Consider the following 25,235-nt stretch of genomic DNA (forward strand, 5'->3'; position numbering starts at 1 on the left):
AGCTTACTTTCTCACCTTACAATGTTCGGCTATAATGATAGATTCTATTCTCTTACAAGCGAGATTGATTTCATCATTCACTACCGCATAATCATAATGCTGCAGCAGATTGATTTCGTCAACAGCTACGGACATACGATGGTCGATTGTAGCCTGACTCTCTGTTCCCCGGCCCTGGATTCGGTCTTTCAATTCATCCAGCGACGGCGGCATGAGAAACACAAAGATACCATCCGGAAACTTCTCCTTCACCTTCAGTGCACCCTGCACTTCGATCTCCAGTATAATATCCTTGCCAGTGGCTAATGTTTCTTCCACAAAATCACGCGGGGTCCCATAATAGTTCCCGACGTATTCCGCATATTCAAGCAGCTGATCATTGTCAATCATATCCATGAATTGCTCGCGACTTTTGAAAAAATAGTTCACACCATTTACCTCACCGAGCCGCGGCGACCGTGTCGTTGCCGACACCGAATACACCAATTCCGGAACCCGGCTGCGAAGCGCCGTACAAACGGTTCCTTTTCCCACCCCGGAAGGACCGGACAATACAATCAATAATCCTTTAGACATAGTACTCCCCATCTTATTCGTCGTTGTCGTCATCTTTGCTGGACAGACGGTGAGCCACCGTTTCAGGCTGCACAGCCGATAAAATCACATGGTCGCTATCGGTAATGATAACAGCCCGTGTCCTTCGGCCATATGTAGCATCGATCAGCATATGACGGTCCCGTGCTTCTTGAATAATCCTCTTGATCGGAGCCGATTCAGGACTCACGATTGAGATGATTCGATTGGCCGATACGATGTTTCCGAAGCCAATATTAATAAGTTTGATTGCCATAGTGCGGTTGCTCCCCCTATACATTTGACTCTTATTTGCCGATGAAGCTGCGGTTATTCCACATTGGCGGCTTGCTCACGAATCTTCTCCAGTTCCGCTTTCATTTCGACAACACGGTTTACCAGAGTCAGATGATTGGCCTTCGATCCAATCGTATTGACCTCTCTGTTCATTTCCTGAATCAGAAAATCCAATTTACGGCCTACAGGATTTTTCTGATGAAGCAGCTCCCTGCACTGTTCCAAGTGACTGTGAAGACGAATCAGCTCCTCGTCCACATTGGAACGTTCGGCAAACAGAGCGACTTCCATTCCGAATATATGTTCATCAACAGCAAGCGCCCCCTCAGCAAGCGACTCGATGCGCTGCCGCAGACGCTTCCGGTATTCTTCCGGCACGTCTGGAGCGAGCTCGGTCATCTCGCGGTGGAGCAGCTGCAGGCGGTCAAGTCTCTGTTCGATGTCCCTCACCAAAAAAGACCCTTCCCTGCCGCGCATTTGCATCAGACCGTCCAACGCTTGCTCAAGACCTTGAAGAAGCGCATCATTCCATAACTTCTGCTGCGCTTCATCCATGGGAAGTCCGCTCGGACTAACAAGAACATCTGGCAGCGACATAATATCCCGCACCGCCAGATCTCCCTTAATTCCGTATGACTTCAAATCCTCGGCAGCCTGCAAATATGCCTTAACCATAGCGTGGTTCAGCACAGCACCCTGGGACTCGCCGTTGTTTTCCTTGTTAATATAAACATCAATCCGTCCGCGACCGATTCGGCTCTGTACCGCCCTTCGAAGCGAATCCTCGAAGCATGCCCATTCACGAGGCATTCGAAAGACGATCTCACAATACCTGTGATTGACAGACTTCAATTCGAAAGAGATATTGTAACCTTGAAAATCGACAACGGATTGCCCATATCCGGTCATGCTCAATGACATCGGAATCACATCCATTACACTATTGTAATTGATAATTATTAATGAAACAAGGGGGTCAATCGGCGGCCCGATTTCTCCCAGACATACTCCATTAATTGCACACTCATTTCATAGAACATAAACGGAGTCATCAAGTAGATGCCGTTAAAAAGCTCTGTTGCCACGTCCAGCAGCTCCTTGCCGATCTTGACGCCCATGGCCCGTCCCGCTTCACCTTCAAGCCCGGCCATGCGCATCCGAACTTCGTCCGAAAGCTGAATGCCCGGCACCTCATTGTGCAGGTACTCCGCATTCCGTCCGCTTGCCAGCGGCATGATGCCGATAAAGATTGGAATCTCCAAATGAGCTGTCGCTTCTCTAAGTCTAACCATCAGCTCGGGGTCGTACACAGGCTGCGTCATCACATAATCCGCACCGGAGGCAATCTTCTTCTCCAGGCGTGCAACCGCCTTGTCGAGATGCCGGACATTGGGATTAAATGCGGCCCCGACAACAAACTTGGCTTTTTGCTTGAGCGGCTTGCCCGAGAAGGCAATGCCATCATTCAGTTGTTTGATCATTCGTATGATTTCAAATGAGGTCATGTCATAAACCGAGCTGGAATCCGGCAAGTCTCCGAATCGCGCCGGATCCCCTGTCACGGCCAGCACGTGATCGATGCCAAGAGCATCGAAGCCCATCATATGCGACTGCGTTCCGATAAGATTGCGGTCACGGCAAGCGATATGAATCAAGGGCCGCAGACCTGTGCGCGCCTGTACCAGATGACCGAGCGCCATGTTGCTCATACGCGTTACGGCCAGCGAATTGTCAGCCAGGGTCAAGGCGTCGGCACCGGCTTTTTTCAAAGCTTCCGCACCTTTCATGAACTTCGTGATATCCAGATCCCTTGGAGGGTCCAGCTCTACGATAACCGTGTGACGCTCCTTCACGATATCTACGATTGTTGGTTCCCCGCTGCGCTCATAAAACTGCTCTTGAGCCGACTCATGGATCACGATGCGGTTGACCTCAGCCTCTTCAACGACTGGCAGCGGTGAAGGCACGTACCCGGATAAGGCCAAGGAGATTTCTGAAATATGCTCCGGTGTGGTTCCGCAGCAGCCGCCGATAATTCTGGCACCCCGATCCGCAAACTCCAGGGCCGTCTTGCCGAAATACTCCGGACTCGCGCCATAACGGTATTCTCCGTCCACGTAATCGGCGATCCCCGCATTAGGGTAGACCGATGCCGGAAGATTCATAACGCCGTTCAAGGTTTCCAGCGCGCGCATAATGCCGTTAGGACCGGTCCGGCAGTTGAAGCCGATGATGTCCGCGCCTTCCTGGCTCAGGATGCGGTAAGCATCCGGCATCGTGAAGCCGTCCAGCGTACGGGCTATATCCTCGACCGCAAACTGGCAGATTACCGGAATATCACTCAGCATTCGCGCCTGCGCCAACGCCAGCTGCATTTCGTCCACGTCATAGAACGTCTCCAGCAGGATGCCGTCAACGCCTTCCGATATCAGAACCTTCAGCTGCTCTTCGAAGTAACGCTTCAGCTCGCTGGTAGAAATGTTGTTTCTTTTGCCTGCCCGAATGGAGCCCACAGCCCCCACTACGTATCCGTGATTACCGGCAGCTTCACGGGCGATTCTTACACCTGCACGGTTAATCTCTTCTACCCTCGTCTCCAAACCGTATTTGGACAGTTTGTCGTAGTTGGCAGAGAACGTGTTCGTCTCGATCACCTGAGCACCAGCTTCAACATACTGGCGATGAACGTTCCCGATGACCTCCGGGGAGGTTAAATTCAGTTCTTCATATGATATGCCTACAGGAAATCCCTTTTGATATAAATAAGTACCCATCGCGCCGTCACCGACCAGTACCTGATTCTCCCATGCCTGCCGAAGATCCGGTTTCATCGCGTTTTCCCTCCACCTGACATTTATTTTCAACTAATGTATCATAAAACTCTCATAAAGATAAAGAGACAAAAGGGAGACCTTCCAAAGGCCTCCCTACCGTGTCCACCCCTACAGGACAAACTTTATAAAATGCTAGTTTTTATCTCGCAATCGTGCCTAATCGCCAACAGCTGTGCCTTAAATGGCTAACGTTCCTTTATACACGAGCTCGGCTGGGCCTGTCATATAGACATGGTTGTCGTTCTCATCCCACTCGATAAACAAGTCTCCGCCTTTCAGGGATATCGTTGCGCTGCGGTCTGTTGATCCATTTAGCACAGACGATACCAGCGTCGCACATGCGCCCGTTCCGCAAGCCAGGGTCGGACCTGCGCCGCGCTCCCATACCCGCATATCCACTTGATCCCGTGAATTCACGGTCGCAAACTCCACGTTAATCTTTCTCGGGAACAGCGGATGCACCTCCAGCTTAGGTCCCCATGTACCCAGATCAAAGTTAACAGCATCGTCAACATAAATCACGCAATGCGGATTACCCATGGATACTGCAGTGAAACGGAACTCCCGGCCGTCCACCTCAACGGGATGATCCACAACCGGGTTGAGATCAATGGTTGTTGGCACACTCAGTCCATTCAGTACAGGCTCGCCCATGTCTACCCGCACACTGCTCACTTGACCATCCTGCACCGTAAGGCGAACCTGCTGCACTCCGGCACCGATGGTTTCTATCGTTATCTCCTCACGGTTGATATGCCCGTGATCATATACATACTTCGCGACACAGCGAATGGCGTTGCCGCACTGCTCGGCTTCGGAGCCGTCCGAGTTCATAATTCGCATCATGAAGTCCGCCTTCCGGGAAGGCAATATATATACAAGTCCGTCAGCACCGATACCGAAGAAGCGATGGCACAGCTTCACAGCCCGTTCGGACGCATCATTAGGAAGTTCCTGTTCACCGTATACAACAACGAAGTCGTTGCCAAGTCCGTGCATTTTCGTAAATTCCATAGTAAAAACCCATCTCCTCTGCAATTGCTACGCTTGTGCATAGTTTATCGCAGAAGGGATGGGCCATCCATTCATTTTACGCCGAAATATTTGCACTCTTCGTCATCATGCTGCGGCGGTTGCGATTCCGTCTGCCTCCCCACACGCTTCCCGCCCCCATCAGGAACGTAGGGATCCCGGCAGCCACGAGCGTAAGCGCCCATTCCTTCAGACCGAGCGGAACCGTTTTGAAGATCGGCTGAAGCGCCTCGATGTACATCACGCCAAGCATCAGTAAGATCGAGGACAGCACGGCCAGCACCAGGGCTTTGTTCTGGAGCGGATTGCGGTGGAAAATCGACCGCGAGCTGCGGCAGTCAAACACATGGATCAGCTGTGCCATGACAAGTGTAGCAAAGGCAACGGACTGCGCTTTGGCCAGCTGGGCGGGATCGTTTGGCGCAATGCGCAGCGTGACCCAGAAGGCGCCGAGTGTACACAGGCCGATCAATATGCCGCGGCTGATGATTTTCCAGCCAAGACGTCTTGCAAAAATATTTTCCTTGGCTCCCCGCGGTTTGTGCTCCATCAGATCCTTCTCCGGCTGATCCACGCCAAGCGCCATTGCCGGGAGGCCGTCGGTGACCAGGTTCACCCACAAGATCTGGATCGGAACAAGCGGAAGCGGCAGGCCCAGCATCGTGGCAAAAAACATCGTCAGAATTTCACCAACATTGGAAGCAAGCAAATAACGGATGAATTTACGGATGTTCTCATAGATGCTACGCCCCTCCTCGATCGCCGAAACAATCGTGGAGAAATTGTCGTCGCTGAGCACCAGTGACGAAGCTTCTTTGGTTACATCTGTTCCGGTAATCCCCATTGCAATCCCGATATCCGCTGCCTTGATCGCCGGTGCATCATTCACACCGTCTCCCGTCATGGCAACTACATGCCCTTTGCGCTGAAGCGACTTGACGATACGAAGTTTATGTTCCGGCGATACACGGGCATAAACAAAGGTCTGATCCACCTTCGCATCCAGCTCCTTGTCATCCAGCCGGGCCAGCTCTTGACCCGACATCGACAGACCGTTCCTTGGAAGGATGCCAAGCTGGGCGGCGATTGCTTCTGCCGTTGTCCGGTGATCGCCCGTTATCATCACGGTCTTGATGCCCGCACGGCGGCAAGTCGCAATCGCATCGCGCACTTCGCGGCGCGGCGGATCAATCATCCCTGCCAGTCCAACAAAAATAAGCTGGCTCTCCGCCTCCTTCTCCGTTTCGGGCTTATCGTAAGAACGCAGATCCCGATACGCCAGGCCAAGCACGCGCAGTGCATCGGAAGCCATGCCTTCATTGGCTGCAAGCACCTTCTGACGGAGCGTCCCCGTGAGCGGGACGATATTGCCGTCCCACATTATATAGGTACAGGCATCAAGCAGGACATCCGGGGCGCCCTTCGTACACAACAAGCGTCCGCCCTGATGGCTGACGATGACAGACATCAGCTTCCGTTCCGAATCAAACGGGAACTCTTTATCTCTTTGATAGACAGAATTCAGGCTGCTCCGGTTTAATCCCATTTTGGACGATAGCGTCAGCAGCGCTCCCTCTGTCGGGTCCCCTTTTAGTTCCCAGGCAGCGGCTGCCGGTTCTTCCTTGCTCTTCCGCTTGTTCCGCATTTCTTCCTGCACGTTCTCATAAATCTCGGCATTGTTGCACAGCCCGCTAATTTGCAGCAGCCTGCGCAGTCCCTGATCCGATCTCAGTTCAACAGGCTTGCCTCGGTGGAGGATCTGACCCGTCGGGTCATAACCTTGTCCAGTTACTTCCAATGATCGGCCTCCCAGCCAGACTTGGGTCACCGTCATTTTGTTCTGGGTAAGCGTTCCGGTTTTATCTGAGCAGATCACGGACGCGCAGCCAAGCGTCTCCACGGATGGCAGCTTGCGCACAATCGCTTTGCGTTTAATCATCCGCTGCACGCCCAGTGCGAGGGCAATGGTTACGATCGCCGGCAGACCTTCAGGTATAGCGGCAACCGCGAGGCTGACGCCTGCGAGGAACATGCCCGCAGCAGGCTGTCCATGCAGAATGCCTGCAAGAACGACCAGAATCGTCAGGCCTAACGACACGCCGATCAAAATTTTGCCAAGCTGCTCCAGGCGATGCTGTAGTGGAGTCTCCTGGGATTCCGTATTCTGGATCAGATCGGCGATTTTGCCCATCTCCGTGTCCATTCCTGTGCGGATGACAACGCCCTTGCCTGTGCCTCGGGCCACCATCGTGCCCATAAATCCGATGTTCTTGCGGTCACCCAGCGGAACATCCGCATCGCTTATCGGCTCGGCATGTTTGTTAACCGGCAGGGATTCTCCGGTTAATGCCGATTCCTCGACGCTGCAGCTGCTGATTTCGAGCCAGCGAACATCGGCCGGAATCCGGTCGCCGCTCTCGACCAGTACCACATCGCCCGGCACGAGCTCTTTTGCCGCAAGCTGAACCACTTTCCCGTCCCGAATCACCCTAGACGTAGGTGCGGACAGCTGCTTTAATGCCCGGAGCGAGCGTTCTGCTCTAAACTCCTGAACGAAGCCAAGAATCCCGTTGATCAGAATGATGGCTACAATCGTTACAGCATCCAGATACTCGCCCAGCAGGCCGGACACCAGGGTGGCTCCAAGGAGCACCAACACCATGAAATCCTTAAATTGATTCAAGAACAGAACAAATGGAGAAATTTTAACGCCCTCGGAGAGCTCGTTATAGCCGCTTTTTTTCCGTCTCTCCCCGGCCTCCTCTTCCGTGAGGCCCTGCTGCGGACGCACTTGCAGCACCTGCTGCAATTCTTCCATATCCATCTGGTGCCATTGCTTTTGTTCCATGCTTCCATTCCCTCCCGGTTGTTTTGCAAGTTCCGGCGGATGACAGCTTTTCCACCCTTTCTACGTAAATGTATTCGGACAGGTCCTGAATTATCACAGAAGGGGCCTTAAGTTTTTGAGGGAAATATGGCATCATAGAGAAGTACGATTAGGAAGGGTAACAGACAGATAGGAGAATGAATGATGGCATTAGACGGTATTGTCACACGCGCAATCGTGCATGAGCTTCAATCATGCCAGGGTGCGCGGATCAATAAAATATATCAGCCGAACGATCGGGACATCGTCCTTCATATGCGCACAAAACAAGGAAATGCCAAACTGCTGCTATCGGCCAACCCTACATATCCCCGGGTGCATCTGACACAGGAGACGTTTGTGAATCCGGCTGAAGCCCCGATGTTCTGCATGGTCCTGCGCAAGCATTGCGAGAGCGGCATCATCGAGGACATCCAGCAGGTCGGCATGGAACGGATTATTCATATTACGATCCGTCAGCGTGACGAGCTCGGGGATATATCTTCCAAAAAAATCATCATCGAGCTAATGGGCAGACACAGCAACATTATTTTGCTCGATCCCGCAAGCGGCACCATTCTGGACGGCATCCATCACGTAACCCCGTCCATCAGCAGTTACAGAGTGGTTATGCCCGGGTTCTCCTACACGAATCCGCCGGAGCAGCACAAACTTAATCCGCTGGAAACCGGGCAGGAAGCTTTCCGGGAAGCTTGTTTGATGAGTGAGGAGCAAGCCGTTCCGTGGCTCGTAGGGACATTCAGCGGTCTAAGCCCTCTGGCAGCCCAGGAGATAACCCACCGCACGGGCGCTCATGCATCTGCCGAAGAGGAAACGGAGAAGGACTGCGGCAGCCTGTGGAGCACATTCAACGAGATCATGGAATTAGTTCGGAGCCATCAATATACCCCGGTTACAGGCCTGAATGGAAAGGGGAAATCGGTCTTCTCCGTCATTCCGTTAAGCCTCCTGGCAGGAGAAGCCGCAACCTACGACTCCGTCAGTCAATGCTTGGAGGATTATTATGGTGATAAAGCGCAGCGGGATACGGTTAAGCAGAAGGTCAGCGACCTGCTTCGGTTCCTCCAGAATGAACGAACCAAGAACATCAAGAAGCTGAATAACCTGAATGCCGATTTGGAGGAAGCCGGTGATGCAGACCGGTATCGCATCTATGGCGAGCTGCTCTTCGCCTCGCTGCATCAGATTCAGAAGGGAGACCGGGAAGCAAAGCTGACCAACTTCTATGATGAGGACCAAGCTTCCGTTACCATTCCACTGGATCCGCTTTTGACTCCATCGGACAATGCGCAGCGTTATTTTAAAAAATACAACAAATACAAAAACAGCCTCGCCGTCATCGATGAGCAGCTGATTAAGACCCGTGAAGAGATTGATTATATCGAAAACCTGCTGCAGCAGCTGGCGCACGCTTCCTTGAACGATATCGACGAAATACGCGACGAGCTGATTCAACAGGGATATTTGAGAGATCGAAACCGCAAAGCCAAGAAAAAGAAAAAAAATGACAAGCCGACGCTGCATGTCTATACTTCATCCGAAGGTGTCGAGCTCTACGTTGGCAAAAACAACCTTCAGAACGAATATGTGACCAACCGTCTCGCATCCTCCAATGATACATGGCTGCACACCAAGGATATTCCAGGCTCTCACGTCGTCATCCGAAGCAGTGATTACGGTGACGCCACGCTGCAGGAAGCGGCTCAGCTTGCCGCTTATTACAGCCAGGCTAAAGAATCGAGCAGCGTGCCGGTCGATTACACACTCATTCGACATGTTCGCAAGCCGAATGGTGCCAAGCCCGGATTTGTCATCTATGACAATCAGAAAACCTTGTTCGTCACACCGAACGAGCAGCAGATCAAGGCCCTGCCCAATTCGGTGAAAAACAACCGAAATTAATACAAGCTCAAACACAGTGGCATCGCTACACAAAGAAACGGGTACCCTGGCAGATCAACTGACCTGCCAGGGTACCCGTTTATGATTTAGCTTGATATGGTTCGCGCCTGCTGAAGCTGTTCCAGCACCTGCATAGGCACCTGCCGACTGCCGATACCCCCATGAAATACCTGGCCCTGCCTCACGCCATGATAATCCGATCCAGCTGTGACGATTAAGCCGTATTCCTTGGCCATTGCCAAATACCGCAGCTCATCCGGGGCTTCATGATCGGAATGATAAACCTCAATTCCCTTAAACGCCGCCGCCTGGATTACCTCTCTTACCAATCCATCGTCACCGTACAGCCCCGGGTGCGCAAGCACCGGTACTCCGCCGGCCTCGCGAATCCATTCGCAGGCCTCCTTCGGATGAATTCGCGGCTGAGGGACGTAGGCCGCTGCGCCTTGCGCTAGATAACGATCAAAGGCATCCCTCATATGGAGGGCATGTCCTTTCAAAACCAGCGAATCCGCAATATGCGGGCGCCCGATGCTCTCATCAGGCTCAAGCGGCCGTCCCAAACCCTTGATTACATCCTCCATCGTAAGCTCAATTCCCAGCTCCTGAAGTTTATCTATGATGCGCTCATTGCGTTGTTCCCTTGTTCGTCGCAGCTCTGCCAGACGTTCAAGAAACACGGGATCCCGGTAATCTACATAATAGCCAAGGACATGTATATCCGTTCCTCCGGCCATGGTGCTGATTTCCACGCCCGGAACGACGAGCATGTTCAATCGTTCTCCCGCCTGCAACGCCTCCTCGACGCCAGCCACTGTGTCATGATCCGTTATTGCCAGCGCTCCCAGTCCCCGCTCGAAGGCAAGCTGCACATTCTCTGAGGGACGATTCATTCCATCCGATGCCTGGGTGTGGGAATGAAGATCACAGCCCATCCGCTCCGTCGTTTGGTCCATCCTGCTCCATCTCCTTTCTTTGCTGCCAGTTCCGATATGCCTTTGCCTAGCGCTGACGCCCCCTTAGATAGGACAGAAACGTTATGGCTGACATGGGCAGCAGCGCTGAACGCAATTGTATCGAATAAAAGTTCCGTTTAAACGAGGCATCGGCAATATCAATCATTTTGACTAAACCGAGCGCAGTTTCATGTTTGACCGTTGAGATCGACAGCATCGTAATGCCGAGGTCTTCCTCTACGGCCGATTTCACCGCCCCTGTGCTGCCAAGCTCCATTACCGTTTGTATGCTCCCGGGGTCAAACCCCCGCTCCAGCAGAACATCCTCCATGACCTGCCGGGTCCCCGATCCCTTCTCGCGAAGGACAAACGGATAGGCCAGCACTTCCTCCAGATAGATTTTGTCTTCCCTTGCCGCCAGTGGATGCCCTGAGGGTACAATCAGTTTGAGCTCATCCTCCATGACCGCATCGAGCACCATATCCGGATGTTCCACCGGGGCTTCAATCAACCCGAAATTCAATTGGTGGCTTACGATTTCCTCAAGAATCTGCGTGGTGTTCATCACTTTAAGCATAATGGATATGTCCGGATACTCCCGTCCAAAAGGACCCAGCAAACGGGGCAGAACATACTCTCCGATGGTCAGGCTCGCCCCGAGCTGCAGCCTTCCCTGAAGTTTGTTCGAGAAAGCGGCCATCGCCGCATCCGTTTCCTGAGACAGCTCCAGACTCCGTCGTGCAAAAGGAAGCAGCGTCATCCCTGCCTCGGACAATTCCATGCGTTTGGTGGAACGATTAAGAAGCTTTGTCCCGAAGTATTCCTCCAGCGCTTGCACCTGCATCGTCACGGCCGGCTGACTCATGTGGAGCGCCTGCGCGGCAGCGGAAAAGCTCCCCCGCTCGGCGACCGTGTAAAAAATATGTAGCTGATGAAAGTTCATAACATCGGTTCCCCTCTCGCTGCCTCTCTTGTTTTATCATTGTAACGGATCACAGCAGCGCATACAAAAAAAGACATCCGCGCTTACGCTCGCATGCCACATCATGAATTATGGTTCATCTCTATTTACGCTTACGGCTGTTCTTGATCAGTGTCATACGACGCGAATGGCGAAGCCATGAGTAATAAGACTTCAAATCACGAAGCTCAATGGTTTCAGACATACGTCCCAGAAAAGTTACAATGATCATCCGATGCAGTGGATTGCCAATCAGATCACGCTCATGCTCCAGCTCCGAAAACTCCGCCACAACAACCAGGTCGTCATCAATCAGATAGACGTCCTGTTCGTTACGATAATACGGCACGATCCGGTCCTGCTTCAGGCATTCCCACATCCAGGTTCCGATCTCCTCATGGGATGTGTCATTGCCCTCCACCCGGTCTGTATAACGGCTCTTCGCATGGTTGGTAATCACGATGTCGGCTACCTTTTTATCATTTAACGTAATATAAAACGGCTCATAGGTGCTCCACCGCTCAGTCCCTTTGTCGCGCATGGAATATCACTCTCCACCAAATGGGTCTTTGTATCTATGTATATATACCCAACATATTACATCATTCCACTAGTATTCACAAGATTGAAACATCGTTTCTTGTGAACAATCACCGAAAATTTAGAAAAAGCTCTAGTTGTATCCTGTGTGGGAAGGTGCAACGTCATATGGAATGATGGACCAATTAAAGTGTAAATTGTACCGTATTTATACTATTTTATCAAACAAGATTCCGATTTATGCCAATCTGTCGTCCCCATTCCATAATAAACTTTGCGCAGCGGAGGTGAGCGATGGAATTTCAACAAAAAGCGAAAGCTGCAAACTGCTGACATGCTTATACAAAAAAAGCGGCCCCCGGGAAGGGGCCGCTTTACGCTCATCCGCCAACTATGCGATTACCGTTGACTTCAAAGTCCGGTACAGCCTGTGGGCTAGGGGCCGTAAAACTTCGCCTTGTCCGGCCCTTTGCTGCTGTACTCCGTCTTAATCTCATTCCGGTAGGAGCGCTCGATCTTACGAACGTAGGACAATCTCCGGATGTTCTTCATTGTCTCTTCGGCACGGTCAGCGTTGACGTACATGACAACATAATGCATACGGCGTGATATATAATGTACGCTGCCGTATTTCTCCAAGTTCCTTGCTGCCTTTACATCGCTGACCCATATAATAAAACCGGTCCGTTCAGCCAACATCCTAAGCTCCTCGCCTCACTTTCATCTCTATCTCTAGTGTGTTCCTCTTATCCGCAGGAACAAGCTCCGCCGCTGCCGCATCCCTTCTTCGGAAGAGGATCATTGCCCGGAACCTTGATGCTCTCGGAGACCGAAAAAGCAATTCTCTCCGACATCGAGTGCAGCAAATCGTCCAGATTCTTCTCGGCCTGCTTGAACCGTGCGACAGGCTCGTACGCCTCCAGCTCGGATTCCACTGCGGCTACTTCATCCTTCGCCGAATGATAATTCGGGTGGAAGTGACCGAACCGCTGAGTCTCATCAAACAGTTCTTTCTTGGATTCAAGCTTTCTGATCAAAGCCTGGATCGTCGGATCACTCTCTACTTCCTGCTTCCAATATAGATAATCCGCCACTTCGACGGAAGCATTAATCATGTCGCCTATTTCATAGGCATAGGTGAGCACCTCGGCCATATCGACCGTGTTTAATTCCGATACGCTCATGAACTCATCCCGCTTTTCTATTAGTTTGGCCCACACCTGGGTGGAGTGGACTCTTTTATCATAGCATAACGCTCGCATCTTAAGAAGAGGAAATTCAAACGCTTTTACGGAACGACAAGCCGCATTTCCTTCCATTCCCCTTCACCTAACTGCACGGTACTCCCCATCTTTTCCGAATCCGGTTCGTATAGCGCACCCGAAATTTTCCATGGCTGGCGTTCAAGCTGAAACGGAATAAACTCCATGCGGCTGCCATCGATCGCTATCTCTAATTTGGCTGACAACTCAAGTGCCTGCTCCATCATTTGCTTCGCCGTCGAGCTGTGATACGATCGCCAATCCCGCGTCCACATCACAGGAATATGATTCAGGTCCGGAACGATCGAAACTCTATCCGGAACGCAATCATCCAGCTCAAGAACAAACTCCCTGCGCGCAGGGAGCATCAATCCGCAGGCTGGATTGCACACATAACGAGCCGCATGGTAACGATTATCCGATCCGTCGCAGGCCAAGACTTCGACTCTTTCCTTCAAGGTTATGCCCGCCTGTGGTAAGTTCTCCGGATTCCACGATCTTTCAGTATCCTTGCCCCACTGACATAGCGCAGCCTGCACGTTCTCCGGTACCCCCGTCCCCGCATGCTCCTTAAGGAAGGACAGTATCTTTTCCGGTCCCATTCCTACTTCCGCTGCCTGTGCCACAGAGTCTCTGGTCAGACGGTAAACCGTCATAAGATCATCCGAGATGCGTTCCGTGCACATGGCAGCCGTATATTTAACCGTATAAGACACATCTGGCGGGATCAATATTTCAAAATCCGGTTGGATAAAGAACTGCCCTTCCACGGGATGATTGCGGTTCCCCCCACTCAGCAAAGCTGATGGATCCATACGCCATCTAAAATGCAGCCTGCCTTCTTCATCGACTCCAAGATCGGTGTACCCGCACCCGGTCAGCAGCCGTACCCATGGAGCAGCATCCTCCACCGACAAGCTCTGTGCCTTGGACGCATCCCTTTCGGGCCGATCCATGCTGCTTGCCAGCAGCTGATCAACGGCAAACCAGATGCCTCTGGTTAGAGAAGAATCGCACATCCGCCAGGTAAAATGCTGATATTCCGCATGATTCGGAACATAGCGCTCCATCATGTTAAGAAGCACTAATCGGTCCATCGCTTCACGCGGAAGTGCCAGCCAATGCTGCAATGCGGCCGTGTTTGCCTTCAGCGAGCCCTGCACCGGAGCTGCCAGCTCAAACGCGAGCAGCAGATCCAATATAACCGCGACATGAGGAGGGTAAGCTTCATCATGGGCATAACGGAGAAGAAGTCCCTCCACGTCGGACCGTGTTAGTTCTGCCACGCTACCAAGCCTCTGAATATGCTTCTTATGCAGAACCCCTTTGCCGGTCATAGCTGCGTGATGCTTGGCAATATATACGAGTACATTGAACAGATCGACTGTGATGCCACTCCTGCCTTCCTGCAGCAGCTTCACGGCTGTCGCGGTAAGCGGTTCAGGCTTCAGATGACAGAAAGCCTCCTGAAGCGTCTGCAGCTTGTCAAAAGGGATAAAGTACAGCCTCTCGCTCCATCCTTTTTTGACCGCCTGGACCCAGCCCTGCTGCCGCAAGGATACAAATGCGAGCTGCACCTCCATCCCGCTTAGACGCTGAACATGCATGGAGCGCAGCCTGTCGTCGTCAAAGCTCTGTCCCGCAAATCGGCGCCAGATGTGTTGGAGAACCGAACGCTCCTTCGGATGAAGCTGGTCTAAACTGCAGCGTCCCGCGCTGTTCTGCTGGTCCGTCATCTCCAGGAAGCCTCCTTCCCGCGAGATAATTCGAACCGGGAAGTCCCCGAAATCCCGCGCAGATCAACAGAACCCGGAGGCTTCGCCAGAACCGTGTGATATGCATACCCCTGCTCAATCAAGAACAGCTGCCTCCGTATGGCAAATATCTCCTCCCGGCTATCCTCCGAGACTACTGCATAAAAATAAGCCCGGTTCTCCCCTTGCTTCGGCCGCAGCAAGCGTCCGAGCCGCTGTGCCTCCTCCTGCCTTGAACCATAGCTGCCCGAAACCTCGATCGCAACGGAAGCATCCGGCAAGTCCACTGCGAAATTAGCCACTTTAGAAACGACAAGCACGCGCACGTCTCCTTCCCGAAACGCCTTATACCATTCATTCCGCTGATCCTGCGCCATCTGTCCCGTAATGAGGGGTGCATCCAGTTGCCGGGCAATAGTATTGAGCTGATCCAGGTATTGGCCGATGACCAAGATTTGAGCTCCTTTGTGTAAATCCACGAGCTGCTTTACAACTAGCAGCTTGGACGGATTCTCAGCCGCCAGCCGATACTGCTCCCTCTTGCCTGCAGCCCCGCAAGCTTCTTTGAGTTCTTCCGGCATCGGCACCTTCATCTCAACGCAGTCCACCGAGGCAATCCAGCCCTGTTCCTCCAGCCGTTTCCACGGCATTTCATACCGTTTGGGACCGATCAGCGAGAACACGTCATGCTCCCGTCCATCCTCCCGAACCAATGTGGCCGTCAGGCCAAGCCTGCGTGTTGCTTGAATATCGGCCGTTGCACGGAACACCGGAGCAGGAAGAAGATGAACCTCATCATAGATGATCAAACCCCAACGGCGTTCGTTAAACAGCTTCATATGCGGCTGCTCATCGTCCTTTCCCTGGCGATGAGTCAAAATTTGATAGGTGGCTACCGTGACCGGCCGAACATCCTTGCGCTGACCGGAATATTCACCAATGTCATCGACAGACAGCGACGTTTTGTGTAACAGCTCGGTGATCCATTGTCTGACAGACGTTGTGTTGGAGGTAAGGATCAGCGTCTCACACTGCAGCTCGCGCATGGCAGCCATGCCGATCACCGTCTTTCCGGCTCCGCAGGGCAGCACGAGCACCCCGTTGCCTCCTTCACCGCCGATATCCCTGAAGGATTCCACAGCTTTCTGCTGATACTCGCGAAGCTTGAATTCTTGACTACCCGGTCTCACAACCATGGAATGATCAGCTTCTTCCGGCAACTCTCCGCTCGATTCCTCACTTCTTCTCGTATCCGGTCGTTCTCCCGTCCAGAAGATGTTCAAATATTGTCCATCCAGATATCCCGCATGATCCAGAACAGGATAGCCAAGCCGGGTCAGCTCCTGTTTTAATACGCCACGGCGGCCAGCAGATACCTCTGCCTCGTTCGGCGAAATAAACTGCACCCCGATCTCCACCAGGGAGTGCTTGGACTTCAGTTCCTGCATCACGGATTCCTCCTCACTGCGCAGGAGCAAGGAATGCTCAAGCATTGGATGCGGAAGCAGCGACAACTGCCCGTAGCGGCCAACGATCCGTCCAACCTCTTCCAGAAGCGCTGCCGGCACGTCCCACCTTGACAGCGATTGGAGACTCGAGCAAATCATCTCTGCCGTCATTCCCGCGGCGGCGGCATTCCACAACGTCAACGGGGTCAAACGATATGTATGAAAAGTTGCAGGACTTTTGATCAAATCCGCATAGTGCGCCAATTGTTCGCGTGCGGCCTCAAATTCAGCATGCGTGGTTTCAAGAAGTATGGTCCGATCCCGCTGGACAATGCATGGTTTGTTGTGCACCATTTTTCCCTCCTCGTATCATATGGATCTCCGTTTTCCATAGCTGAGCTAAAAAAAGAAGCCCACATCCAATGTCATGGATCTGAACTTCCCCTATGATTTATAGGATTTCCAAAATACGAGGGTTCATGCGCTATGAATGCGATTTTCTATGGTTCTATTCCCCATTCTGATAGCTCGATACCATTTCTATCAGCAGCTTCGCCCCGTAACGCATCGCATCTTCATCAAAGTCAAACATCGGATGATGGTGAGGATAAATTGCCTGCTTATCCGGGTTACCCGCCCCCACGAAAATAAAGCAGCCCGGGATCTCTTGCAAATAGTAAGCGAAATCCTCTGCAGGCATTAATTTAGGAGAGACCATCACCTGCTCCGCTTCGAATACCTTGGGTGCCGTCCGAAAGAAACGCGCGGTTTCTGCTTCATCATTTACGACGGTCGGATAGCCGACGAGATATCGAACCGATGCCTCTGTGCCATAGGTTTCCGAAACCGTCCGGGCCATATGCTCGATCCGCTCCCGGATCAAAACCCGGGTATGTTCGTCGAATGTGCGAACCGTTCCGGTGATCCGGCAAGTGGAGGCAATCACATTTTGCGCCGTCCCTGCTTGAAAGGTTCCTACCGTAACAACGGCTGGCTGAAGCGGGTCAACGGTACGGCTTACGATCGTCTGGAGCTGCATAACAAGCGCTGCACCGGCCACCAAGGCATCAGCCGTAACATGCGGCATCCCGCCATGTCCTCCGCGCCCTGTAATATCAATGAAGAACTCGTCTGCCGCTGCCATCAGCGGACCTGGCGCACTGGCTGCCGTCCCTACGGGGAACGGCGACCACAGGTGAAGTCCATACACTACGTCGGCTCCTTCAAGTGCTCCATCCTTGATCATCTCCACGGCTCCGCCGGGACATACTTCCTCCGCAGGCTGGAACATAAACCGAATCTCACCCTGAACCTCTTCCGGATACGTACTGTAATATGCCGCAGCACCGAGCAGCATGGAGGCATGACCATCATGTCCGCAAGCGTGCATAACCCCTTGAACCTTGGATTTGTATTCACAGCTTTTACCGTCTTCAATCGGCAGTGCGTCCATATCGGACCGCAGCACCACGGTCTTGCCGGGCTTATCCCCTTTTAGAATGCCTATAACACCATGCCCGCCTACGTTCGTCTTGACCTCCAGACCCAACTCCTGAAGCCGGGACGCTATAAATGCTGAAGTTTCTTTCTCCTGGAACGAAAGCTCCGGGTTCATATGTAAATGACGCCGCCATTCCACCATCCGTGGAAACCACTGCTCCCAAAAAACTTCCTTCGTCAAGTTGCATCATCCTCTCCCCGCTATTATTGCGGCTCAATCGATCGCAAGAAATCCGTAAAGCTTACTTAACAGCAGTCCATGCCCGACCATCGCATCCATATGGCTGCCCTCCTTCATCTTGCGATACACCTCTCTGAGCGGAACCCACACAGCTGTCACATCTTCGTCATCCTCTTGATTCGACTCCTTCTTGCCGGACACCTTCAAATCGTCGGTGAAATAATAATGCACGCAGCGGTTAGCCAGGGAAGCCATTGGATAAGCGCAACTCATATAGGTCAGATCCTTGCAAAGAACACCCGCTTCTTCCTCAAGCTCCCGCTTTACGGCCAGCGCGCGTTCCTCCCCCGGCTTAACCGTCCCGCCCGGGAGCTCCCACGTGATTTCATTAACCGCTTCACGATGCTGACATACCAACAATAAACAGCCCTGATGAACAGCCACCACCGCCGCCGATTCCGGAATCTGGTCCATCACAACAATTTCCTTCTGCGTGTTTTCTTCCACTGCGTAATAATCCGTGCGGTAAACGATGCGATTCATAGGTAATTTCCACCCTTCATCTGAATTGAAGCCCTATGAATATATAACCACTGGAATGGAAAGCGTACATTTCACAGCGTTTTCACTTTCTTTTATTCTAACAGAAAAGAAGAATGCCTGTCGTTATCAAAATCTCTTCTGGATAAAAGGTCTCAAATGAAGCGTGACGGGCGCTTCAGGCTTGCACAAGTTCCTGAAACATACTATCATATTAAAGAACTTTGCAAGGACTATTAAGGGGGTTACGACCACATGATTTTCGAAAATACAGGCTTGGACGGATTGCACAGTGATTTAGCTTACCTTGACGAATGTGCTGAGAAAGTTGGCTTCATTCGTTGGCAGTGGGAATACTACCGTGCTACATATGACTTGAAAATCGAAGATAAAAAAAATCAGGCTGAGTACTTCCTGCGCATGAACACCCGTGCGGTTGAAGGCAAGCTCGAAAAACCGGATACCATCCTCAAAATCGAAGCGGTATACTTGGGTAAAGCTACGTTCCCGCACGGACTTGAGTATGAATCCATGGCTCCTCAGCCTGTTATGAATGTGGCAACCAAGAAGCTTCAAGAGCTCAAAGCTCTTCTGGAAGCGTAAGGTCGAACATTATGAATACGACCAAACCTCAGCCGAAGAGAGGGACGCCTGATTTTCAACTGCTGATCCTTACCTTGCTGTTAGTGGGATTCGGACTGATCATGGTGTTCAGTTCCAGCTCCAGCTTGGCCGTTTTCAATGAAAAATTTAATAACGATCCACTGCATTTTACGAAACGGCAAGTCGCATTTGCGGTCCTTGGCACGTTGGTTATGTTTGTCACGATGAACATCAACTACAAGAAATTCAAGAAGCTCTTTATTCCGGTGTTTTTTCTGACACTGATTCTGTTGATTCTTGTGGTCATCATCGGCTCAGCCACCAACGGAGCCACAAGCTGGTTCAACTTGGGGAAACTTGGCATTCAGCCGACCGAGCTTGCCAAAATTGCGACCATTGTCTATCTGGCAGCGCTGATCACCAAAAAAGGGGAACGAATCCGTCAGTGGAAGGGCGGTTTCTTCCCCGTACTCATTATTGTGGGGATCGTTGCCGGCCTTATCATGCTCCAGCCGGATTTAGGCTCCTGCTTCATTCTGGTCGCTACCAGCGGCCTGCTGATCTATGCAGGCGGAGCCAGCCTCAAGCATATTCTCGGCTGTATCTCGCTGGTTGTGCTCGGTTTGGCGCTCACACTGGGTATCGGATCGCTCTTTAACTCCGGCGGTGACCAGGAGCAGGCCTCCAAGAACTATAAAGTGGGCCGTATCGAGGCTTTCATGGACCCGTTCCAAGATGAATCAGACACTGGCTACAATTTGGTTCAATCGCTGATTGCTATCGGTCAGGGTGGTCTTACCGGGGCCGGTTATGGAGAAAGTGTGCAGAAGCTGCATTACCTGCCGAATCCCTACAATGACTTTATCTTCTCCGTCATCGGTGAAGAATTCGGCTTTATCGGAACCGCCATCTTCCTGCTGCTCTATCTATATTTCATACTGCGGGGAATCATTGTTTCACTACGCTGCTCGGATCCGTTCGGGACGCTAACAGGTGTCGGAATTATGGGACTCATCGCCATCCAGGCATTCATCAACATCGGCGGAGTGACCAATACCATTCCGATTACCGGTGTTACCCTTCCGTTCATCAGTTATGGCGGATCTTCGCTGCTGGTAATGATGCTGAGTATGGGCATTGTGCTCAGCATATCCAGAGACAGCAACCGTCCGATGAAAGAGGAGCAGGTTAAATCCGTAATTAAAAAAGACTACCGGGCAACCGTGTAGTCTTTTTTCTTCATTTTTTTCATTGTTCCCGGGGGAAGTAACCCCCTAGGATTCGTCTTATTTTGCTCGAAACTGAATATCGTCGATTTCATCGTCTTTAAATGCTACACCTTCGACCTTCACGTTTACCTCAACCACACGAAGCCCTGTCATGCTCTCCACTGCTTCGCGGACATTCTGTTGAAGCATGCGGCACACTTCATGTATAGGTGTCTCATAGAGCACGATAATCCGCAGATCGATCGCAGCTTCCAGCTGCCCTACTTCTACCGTAACACCCTTTTGCACATTTTTGCCGCTCAGTCGCTTAGCCCAGCCTTCTGACAATCCACCGGACATTGCTGCAATACCTGGGGTTTCCAAGGCAGCCAATCCGGCAATTTTCGAGACGACATCATCCGATATTCGAATCAAACCGTTATCCAGTTGAAGTTGTTCCGTCATGCCATATCCTCCTTCACCTCATTATCCGTTATTGTAAATGGTAACGGACCTAAAAAGCAAATGCTCACTTCGCAAAAGCCGGATAATTTTTCAAAAAAATTGGGTATATTGTAAAAAGTAATACGAGAATCGTCGTTTGGACTCGTATAGAACTTATCATTACATAAACTAAAGGTAGGTGCAGGTTATGAAAAAGTGGTTGAATCCCTCGCTTCTCATCTTTACCTTTCTGCTGAGCGCGCTTGGGCACTTTGCGAATTGGAATTTCACGCTCCAGTTTATTTTGTCTTCCATTTCGGTTATTTTTGTGGCCGGCTTTCTGGGCAGGGCAACCGAAAGTGTTGCGCATTACGCCGGTCAGCGGCTCGGGGGGTTCCTCAACGCCACCTTCGGAAATGCGGCGGAGCTGATCATCGCAATCCTTCTGATCAAAGAAGGTTTGTACGATATGGTCAAGGCAAGCATCACCGGCTCCATTATCGGCAACCTGCTGCTCGTGTTGGGTCTCAGCCTGTTTGCCGGAGGACTGAAGTTTAAAATCCAGAAATACAACGTGACGCTGGCGGGCCTGAATGGATCACTGATGACGCTGGCCATCATTGCGCTATTTGTCCCTGCCGTCTTTCTGAACACCCACTCCATTACGGAGGGACAAACCAAAACGCTCAGCCTCATTGTCGCGGGAATTCTAATTGTGGCTTACCTCGCATGGCTTGGGTTCTCGATGATCACGCATAAAAATTATTTAGCGGATGTCAGTGATGATCATCATCAGGATGCGCTGCCGCACGAGCACGGTCCCACCTGGTCCAAGAAACGCTCGATTCTGTTCCTTGTGGTTGCAACCGTCATGGTTGCGTTTGTAAGCGAATGGCTTGTCGGGGTGCTTGAGCCGATCAGCCATGAGTACGGTCTCAGTGAGCTTTTTATCGGGGCATTCCTTGTGGCCATTATCGGTAACGCGGCCGAGCACAGTGCAGCCATCATGCTCGCCATGAAGAACAAGATCGGTGCTGCGGTTGAAATTGCCGTTGGCAGCAGCCTGCAGATTGCCTTGTTTGTTGCTCCGGTGCTTGTCTTCATCAGTTTCTTTCTCGGCAATACAATGGATCTCGTGTTCACCACGCTCGAGCTGGTTGCAATCGGCGTCGCCGTATTCATTGCAAGGTCCATCACGCAGGATGGAGCCTCTAACTGGTATGAGGGCCTTCTGCTGATCGCTGTATATGTAATTTTAGGCGTCTCTTTCTTCATGGTATAGGCACAGCCACATAAGGGGAAGCCGCAGCCCCGGTATGAATGCAAGAAAAACCGCATGTCAAAAAACGCATGTCGTGTGGGCGCGACATGCGTTTCTCTATGTATGCGCCTGTACAAGTACAGGCTATTTGGATTGATTCATGGCTTCGTACAGGAGCGCCAGATTGCGTTCAAGCTTGCTGATCAGCTGCTTTCCCGTACTTTCCGGAAGAAGCCCGGCCCGCACCGCGAAATCAACCTCTTTTGAAAAACCGTACATTTGGGTATCCAGCACTTCCTCATAGAGAGGACAATAACGGGTCGCCAGATTCTCCATCTGTACTTCAATAAGCTTTAGGATTTTATCTGCATCTTCATGAAGAAGACTGATCGCTTTTAGATTCAGCTGTTCCTGTAAATCAGATGAAGTCATGATCTTCCCCCCTATGTCAAAAATCACAGCACAGTTACTATCTTTAATATTAGTCGAAATCGAATCTCAATACAAGGACCTGAATAAAATAGACCCCTGCTCTACGAAAAAACACCCTTCCATTGAATGGAAGGGTGTTTTTGGCGACTGTTATTCAGCCACGACGGATACATTCAAACCATGTTTGGTGAATACGTCGATCATTGCTTTTTTAGCTTCATCAGCATCTGGTCCGTGTACATGCAGTTCATAGCTTTGGCTGTTGACAAGCGTTGTGAACAGACCCAAGATGCTTTTCACATCGATGTACTTGTTCTCTGCCTGCAAAACGATAGAGGAAGAGAACTGGCTAGCGGTTTGTGAAATTTCCACGATAGATTGATTATTGGACATACGAATCCCTCCGTAACTTTAGGATCTGAATAAAGCTCATCACTGCACCTTCATGATACATTGAATCCGTTTTCTTATGCAACATTTTTTCCAATCTATTTAAGATTTTCCGGATTTAACGCTGCGAGTTCTGGAATCACAAATATACCATCCTTGCGAATCAGACGATCGTCAAAGTAGATTTCCCCGCCGCCGTACTCAGGCCGCTGGATTAAAACCAGATCCCAGTGAATGGAGGAGCGGTTGCCGTTGTCTGTTACATCATATGCTTGACCTGGCGTAAAATGCAGGCTTCCAGCGATTTTCTCATCGAACAGAATATCTTTCATCGGCGTCAAAATGTACGGATTAAAACCGATGGCAAACTCACCGATGTATCTTGCACCCTCATCCGAATCCAAAATCTCGTTCAGACGCTTGGTGTCGCTGCCCGTTGCTTCTACGATTTTCCCGTTTTCAAAGCGGAATTTAATATTCTCGAAGGTTACCCCGTTATACAAAGTCGGCGTGTTGTAAGAGATGGTTCCATTAACAGAGTTGCGAACAGGAGCCGTGTACACTTCGCCGTCCGGAATATTTTTCTGACCGGAGCATTTTTCGGCACCGATGTTTTTGATCGAGAAGCCGAGTTCCGTACCGGGTCCGACAATACGAACCTTATCGGTGTTTCTCATCAGCTCGGCCAAAGGATCCTGGGCACGGTCCATTTTGGAATAATCCAGATTGCAGACATCAAAGTAAAAATCCTCGAATGCCTCTGTGCTCGTGTTGGCAAGCTGCGCCATACTGGCGTTAGGATAGCGGAGAACTACCCATTTCGTACGCTTGACTCGCTCTTCGCTATGTACCGGGTGGGAATAAAGCGCATTGTACAGCTTCATATTCTCCTCAGGCACGTCAGCCATATCGTTGACGTTCTCGCCTGCACGTATGCCGATGTAACAATCCATTTGTTTCATACGCTCCAGGTCCAACTCGGCCCACAGCTCCAGCTGCTCCTTGTTGGCATTCTTCAACATGGCGCGTTGAACCGTGCGGTCGGTCAACTGTACGAACGGACGGCCTCCTTGATTCCCGACCTCCTCAATGATCGCATTCAGCAAATCACGCTCCGATCCGATCATCTCGATGAGCACATTTTCTCCCGGCTGCATATCTACGGAATAATTCACGAGATTCTGAGCCAGTTTCTGAATTCTGGGATCACGCATATGTCTTATCCTCCTTGTGTTGACTGTTCCCTACTTCAATAATTGAACAGCGGTAAATTTATAGATTATTGTAGCATGGAAGCCGGCTTGCGTCAGCGCTCCACGTGAAAAATATTTTCACGTCACTTACGTCAATAGCCGGTAAATGTAACTTCAGACAAGAGCGTTTCCGTCCGAGTCTTGCCGTGGCTATCTATAAATGAAAGCTTTCGCTCCATCGTTAATTTGGCTGGAAGATGGTTTTTCCTGTTAATTGTCAAATGACTTACGGAAAGAGCATCCGCCTTCTGCAGCCTATTCCTCATCTCTTTATAATCTCTTTCCCACACGGTCTTCAGCTGTTTACGCACCTTGGGATTGTCGCTGTATAGCGGATCTCCTTTACGCTCAATCCGCTCTGCCAGCACCTTCATCTGTTCATCCAAGGAGCCATATGCCATCTCGGCTGTCGCTTCCGGGGACAATTCGATTCGAAGCACCTTCGTCCCTCTTGCCGCGCCGAGCTCTTGAGTCACCGTCTTCTCCGAATTACCCAAATACTCCAGCAATTCCAACGGATTGAGGCGGGTCATCCACATTTCGTCAGCTCCCTGTGATGAGAGTGTGCTCCACCTGCCTTGCTTGCGCTTAAGTGTCACTTTAAGCCCATCTGCTTTATATATCGAATCCGCCGGTCCCTTTTCTTGAAGCAGCTTCGCGGCCTCGCCTTTTGACGATAACGTTAAATCCTTGTGATTCTGTAAATGCCCTTCAAATGCCATACTTTGCTGAAACGGACCATTCTCCTCGCTCCGAATCGCCGCCTCCCCTTTAAATGAGAAATTGTCGATGCCAGACAGTCCCGAAAGGGCACGATTGAACGATTCTTCGGCGGACAGCTGTTCCTGCCAGGCACATCCCGTTAAGCAGCTTATGAGCAAAATCATTCCGATGAGTGTCCATAATTTCCTCATTCTCATAATCATCAGCCTCTCGTTGATCTTGCTCTTAGGCTATCCGCGGCTCATGACATTATT

At 51.2% G+C, this 25,235-nt stretch carries 24 protein-coding genes; 4 read left to right on the plus strand and 20 right to left on the minus strand.

The window, feature by feature from the left end:
- Positions 1-3 precede the first annotated feature (3 nt).
- The 6 genes from gmk to M2277_RS16525 all read right to left on the minus strand — a co-directional run bounded on the left by gmk (position 4) and on the right by M2277_RS16525 (position 7,584).
- Positions 4-576: a guanylate kinase gene (gene gmk / locus M2277_RS16500; RefSeq protein ID WP_006209219.1), complete on the minus strand. Its 573-nt coding sequence runs from the start codon at positions 574-576 to the stop codon at positions 4-6.
- Positions 577-589: 13 nt separating this feature from the next.
- Complete coding sequence (gene remA / locus M2277_RS16505; protein ID WP_006209218.1) at positions 590-850, minus strand: extracellular matrix/biofilm regulator RemA; 261 nt, start codon at positions 848-850, stop codon at positions 590-592.
- Between the two features lie 53 nt (positions 851-903).
- Positions 904-1,791 (minus strand): YicC/YloC family endoribonuclease, encoded by an 888-nt coding sequence (locus tag M2277_RS16510; RefSeq protein WP_006209217.1) that lies wholly within the window; start codon positions 1,789-1,791, stop codon positions 904-906.
- Between the two features lie 38 nt (positions 1,792-1,829).
- Entirely contained in the window at positions 1,830-3,701 is a 1,872-nt protein-coding gene (locus tag M2277_RS16515) for a bifunctional homocysteine S-methyltransferase/methylenetetrahydrofolate reductase (protein WP_036636576.1), read from the minus strand.
- A gap of 180 nt (positions 3,702-3,881) precedes the next feature.
- Positions 3,882-4,718: a diaminopimelate epimerase gene (gene dapF / locus M2277_RS16520; protein WP_006209215.1), complete on the minus strand. Its 837-nt coding sequence runs from the start codon at positions 4,716-4,718 to the stop codon at positions 3,882-3,884.
- 76 nt (positions 4,719-4,794) lie between these two features.
- The gene (locus M2277_RS16525; RefSeq protein ID WP_280755205.1) at positions 4,795-7,584 is read right to left on the minus strand and encodes a calcium-translocating P-type ATPase, SERCA-type; all 2,790 of its coding nucleotides are present in this window, start codon (positions 7,582-7,584) and stop codon (positions 4,795-4,797) included.
- 183 nt (positions 7,585-7,767) lie between these two features.
- Here M2277_RS16525 and M2277_RS16530 point away from each other — a divergent pair, with 183 nt between their 5' ends.
- A complete protein-coding gene (locus M2277_RS16530) occupies positions 7,768-9,525 on the plus strand; it encodes an Rqc2 family fibronectin-binding protein (RefSeq protein ID WP_280755268.1) in 1,758 nt (585 codons plus the stop codon).
- 86 nt (positions 9,526-9,611) lie between these two features.
- Here M2277_RS16530 and M2277_RS16535 read toward each other — a convergent pair whose 3' ends face one another.
- The 9 genes from M2277_RS16535 to M2277_RS16575 form a co-directional block, all read right to left on the minus strand.
- A complete protein-coding gene (locus M2277_RS16535; protein WP_280755206.1) occupies positions 9,612-10,481 on the minus strand; it encodes a PHP domain-containing protein in 870 nt (289 codons plus the stop codon).
- A gap of 46 nt (positions 10,482-10,527) precedes the next feature.
- On the minus strand, positions 10,528-11,424 hold the full coding sequence (locus M2277_RS16540; protein ID WP_280755207.1) for a LysR substrate-binding domain-containing protein: 897 nt from the start codon (positions 11,422-11,424) through the stop codon (positions 10,528-10,530).
- Positions 11,425-11,545: 121 nt separating this feature from the next.
- Complete coding sequence (locus M2277_RS16545) at positions 11,546-11,983, minus strand: hypothetical protein (protein WP_006209211.1); 438 nt, start codon at positions 11,981-11,983, stop codon at positions 11,546-11,548.
- Between the two features lie 434 nt (positions 11,984-12,417).
- Positions 12,418-12,681 carry a YlbG family protein gene (locus M2277_RS16550; protein WP_006209210.1) on the minus strand — a complete coding sequence of 88 codons (264 nt, stop codon included), beginning with the start codon at positions 12,679-12,681 and terminating at the stop codon, positions 12,418-12,420.
- 47 nt (positions 12,682-12,728) lie between these two features.
- A complete protein-coding gene (locus M2277_RS16555; protein ID WP_006209209.1) occupies positions 12,729-13,166 on the minus strand; it encodes a YlbF/YmcA family competence regulator in 438 nt (145 codons plus the stop codon).
- A 104-nt stretch (positions 13,167-13,270) separates the two neighbouring features.
- On the minus strand, positions 13,271-14,980 hold the full coding sequence (locus tag M2277_RS16560; RefSeq protein WP_280755208.1) for a helicase-associated domain-containing protein: 1,710 nt from the start codon (positions 14,978-14,980) through the stop codon (positions 13,271-13,273).
- Positions 14,977-16,800 carry a DNA repair helicase XPB gene (locus M2277_RS16565; RefSeq protein ID WP_280755209.1) on the minus strand — a complete coding sequence of 608 codons (1,824 nt, stop codon included), beginning with the start codon at positions 16,798-16,800 and terminating at the stop codon, positions 14,977-14,979. The genes M2277_RS16560 and M2277_RS16565 overlap by 4 nt, the downstream gene beginning before the upstream one ends.
- A 154-nt stretch (positions 16,801-16,954) precedes the next feature.
- Positions 16,955-18,127 (minus strand): M20 family metallopeptidase, encoded by a 1,173-nt coding sequence (locus M2277_RS16570; protein WP_063479025.1) that lies wholly within the window; start codon positions 18,125-18,127, stop codon positions 16,955-16,957.
- Positions 18,128-18,160: 33 nt separating this feature from the next.
- Positions 18,161-18,670 (minus strand): NUDIX hydrolase, encoded by a 510-nt coding sequence (locus M2277_RS16575; RefSeq protein WP_006209205.1) that lies wholly within the window; start codon positions 18,668-18,670, stop codon positions 18,161-18,163.
- A 252-nt stretch (positions 18,671-18,922) separates the two neighbouring features.
- Here M2277_RS16575 and M2277_RS16580 point away from each other — a divergent pair, with 252 nt between their 5' ends.
- A complete protein-coding gene (locus M2277_RS16580) occupies positions 18,923-19,270 on the plus strand; it encodes a YugN family protein (protein WP_006209204.1) in 348 nt (115 codons plus the stop codon).
- Positions 19,271-19,281: 11 nt separating this feature from the next.
- The gene (gene ftsW / locus M2277_RS16585) at positions 19,282-20,499 is read left to right on the plus strand and encodes a putative lipid II flippase FtsW (protein WP_006209203.1); all 1,218 of its coding nucleotides are present in this window, start codon (positions 19,282-19,284) and stop codon (positions 20,497-20,499) included.
- Positions 20,500-20,556: 57 nt separating this feature from the next.
- Here ftsW and M2277_RS16590 read toward each other — a convergent pair whose 3' ends face one another.
- Complete coding sequence (locus M2277_RS16590) at positions 20,557-20,943, minus strand: Asp23/Gls24 family envelope stress response protein (protein ID WP_006209202.1); 387 nt, start codon at positions 20,941-20,943, stop codon at positions 20,557-20,559.
- A 187-nt stretch (positions 20,944-21,130) separates the two neighbouring features.
- Here M2277_RS16590 and cax point away from each other — a divergent pair, with 187 nt between their 5' ends.
- The gene (gene cax / locus M2277_RS16595) at positions 21,131-22,204 is read left to right on the plus strand and encodes a calcium/proton exchanger (RefSeq protein ID WP_006209201.1); all 1,074 of its coding nucleotides are present in this window, start codon (positions 21,131-21,133) and stop codon (positions 22,202-22,204) included.
- Between the two features lie 123 nt (positions 22,205-22,327).
- On the opposite strand, the gene M2277_RS16600 is transcribed toward cax, so the two are convergent.
- The 4 genes from M2277_RS16600 to M2277_RS16615 all read right to left on the minus strand — a co-directional run bounded on the left by M2277_RS16600 (position 22,328) and on the right by M2277_RS16615 (position 25,178).
- On the minus strand, positions 22,328-22,615 hold the full coding sequence (locus tag M2277_RS16600; RefSeq protein ID WP_006209200.1) for an Fpa/YlaN family protein: 288 nt from the start codon (positions 22,613-22,615) through the stop codon (positions 22,328-22,330).
- A 150-nt stretch (positions 22,616-22,765) separates the two neighbouring features.
- Positions 22,766-23,008 (minus strand): HPr family phosphocarrier protein, encoded by a 243-nt coding sequence (locus M2277_RS16605; RefSeq protein WP_006209199.1) that lies wholly within the window; start codon positions 23,006-23,008, stop codon positions 22,766-22,768.
- Positions 23,009-23,103: 95 nt separating this feature from the next.
- Positions 23,104-24,219 carry an aminopeptidase gene (locus M2277_RS16610; RefSeq protein ID WP_006209198.1) on the minus strand — a complete coding sequence of 372 codons (1,116 nt, stop codon included), beginning with the start codon at positions 24,217-24,219 and terminating at the stop codon, positions 23,104-23,106.
- A gap of 131 nt (positions 24,220-24,350) precedes the next feature.
- Positions 24,351-25,178, minus strand: a complete 828-nt coding sequence (locus tag M2277_RS16615; protein WP_280755210.1) for a hypothetical protein — start codon at positions 25,176-25,178, stop codon at positions 24,351-24,353.
- Between the last annotated feature and the right edge of the window lie 57 nt (positions 25,179-25,235).

This window comes from Paenibacillus sp. LBL, assembly GCF_029893715.1.
GTDB lineage: Bacteria > Bacillota > Bacilli > Paenibacillales > Paenibacillaceae > Paenibacillus_AQ > Paenibacillus_AQ glucanolyticus.

What these genes read in the sequence shown, in the direction of transcription:
- cax (WP_006209201.1), top strand. Translation starts at nt 21,131, where the DNA reads ATGAAAAAGTGGTTGAATCCCTCGCTTCTCATCTTTACCTTTCTGCTG.
- M2277_RS16575 (WP_006209205.1), bottom strand. Translation starts at nt 18,670, where the DNA reads ATGAATCGCATCGTTTACCGCACGGATTATTACGCAGTGGAAGAAAAC.
- M2277_RS16610 (WP_006209198.1), bottom strand. Translation starts at nt 24,219, where the DNA reads ATGCGTGATCCCAGAATTCAGAAACTGGCTCAGAATCTCGTGAATTAT.
- dapF (WP_006209215.1), bottom strand. Translation starts at nt 4,718, where the DNA reads ATGGAATTTACGAAAATGCACGGACTTGGCAACGACTTCGTTGTTGTA.
- gmk (WP_006209219.1), bottom strand. Translation starts at nt 576, where the DNA reads ATGTCTAAAGGATTATTGATTGTATTGTCCGGTCCTTCCGGGGTGGGA.
- M2277_RS16540 (WP_280755207.1), bottom strand. Translation starts at nt 11,424, where the DNA reads ATGAACTTTCATCAGCTACATATTTTTTACACGGTCGCCGAGCGGGGG.
- M2277_RS16600 (WP_006209200.1), bottom strand. Translation starts at nt 22,615, where the DNA reads ATGACTTCATCTGATTTACAGGAACAGCTGAATCTAAAAGCGATCAGT.
- M2277_RS16580 (WP_006209204.1), top strand. Translation starts at nt 18,923, where the DNA reads ATGATTTTCGAAAATACAGGCTTGGACGGATTGCACAGTGATTTAGCT.
- M2277_RS16560 (WP_280755208.1), bottom strand. Translation starts at nt 14,980, where the DNA reads ATGACGGACCAGCAGAACAGCGCGGGACGCTGCAGTTTAGACCAGCTT.
- M2277_RS16590 (WP_006209202.1), bottom strand. Translation starts at nt 20,943, where the DNA reads ATGACGGAACAACTTCAACTGGATAACGGTTTGATTCGAATATCGGAT.
- M2277_RS16605 (WP_006209199.1), bottom strand. Translation starts at nt 23,008, where the DNA reads ATGTCCAATAATCAATCTATCGTGGAAATTTCACAAACCGCTAGCCAG.
- M2277_RS16530 (WP_280755268.1), top strand. Translation starts at nt 7,768, where the DNA reads ATGGCATTAGACGGTATTGTCACACGCGCAATCGTGCATGAGCTTCAA.
- M2277_RS16555 (WP_006209209.1), bottom strand. Translation starts at nt 13,166, where the DNA reads ATGAGCGTATCGGAATTAAACACGGTCGATATGGCCGAGGTGCTCACC.
- M2277_RS16525 (WP_280755205.1), bottom strand. Translation starts at nt 7,584, where the DNA reads ATGGAACAAAAGCAATGGCACCAGATGGATATGGAAGAATTGCAGCAG.
- M2277_RS16515 (WP_036636576.1), bottom strand. Translation starts at nt 3,701, where the DNA reads ATGAAACCGGATCTTCGGCAGGCATGGGAGAATCAGGTACTGGTCGGT.
- remA (WP_006209218.1), bottom strand. Translation starts at nt 850, where the DNA reads ATGGCAATCAAACTTATTAATATTGGCTTCGGAAACATCGTATCGGCC.
- M2277_RS16545 (WP_006209211.1), bottom strand. Translation starts at nt 11,983, where the DNA reads ATGCGCGACAAAGGGACTGAGCGGTGGAGCACCTATGAGCCGTTTTAT.
- M2277_RS16615 (WP_280755210.1), bottom strand. Translation starts at nt 25,178, where the DNA reads ATGAGAATGAGGAAATTATGGACACTCATCGGAATGATTTTGCTCATA.
- M2277_RS16510 (WP_006209217.1), bottom strand. Translation starts at nt 1,791, where the DNA reads ATGTCATTGAGCATGACCGGATATGGGCAATCCGTTGTCGATTTTCAA.
- M2277_RS16535 (WP_280755206.1), bottom strand. Translation starts at nt 10,481, where the DNA reads ATGGACCAAACGACGGAGCGGATGGGCTGTGATCTTCATTCCCACACC.
- M2277_RS16565 (WP_280755209.1), bottom strand. Translation starts at nt 16,800, where the DNA reads ATGGTGCACAACAAACCATGCATTGTCCAGCGGGATCGGACCATACTT.
- M2277_RS16550 (WP_006209210.1), bottom strand. Translation starts at nt 12,681, where the DNA reads ATGTTGGCTGAACGGACCGGTTTTATTATATGGGTCAGCGATGTAAAG.
- ftsW (WP_006209203.1), top strand. Translation starts at nt 19,282, where the DNA reads ATGAATACGACCAAACCTCAGCCGAAGAGAGGGACGCCTGATTTTCAA.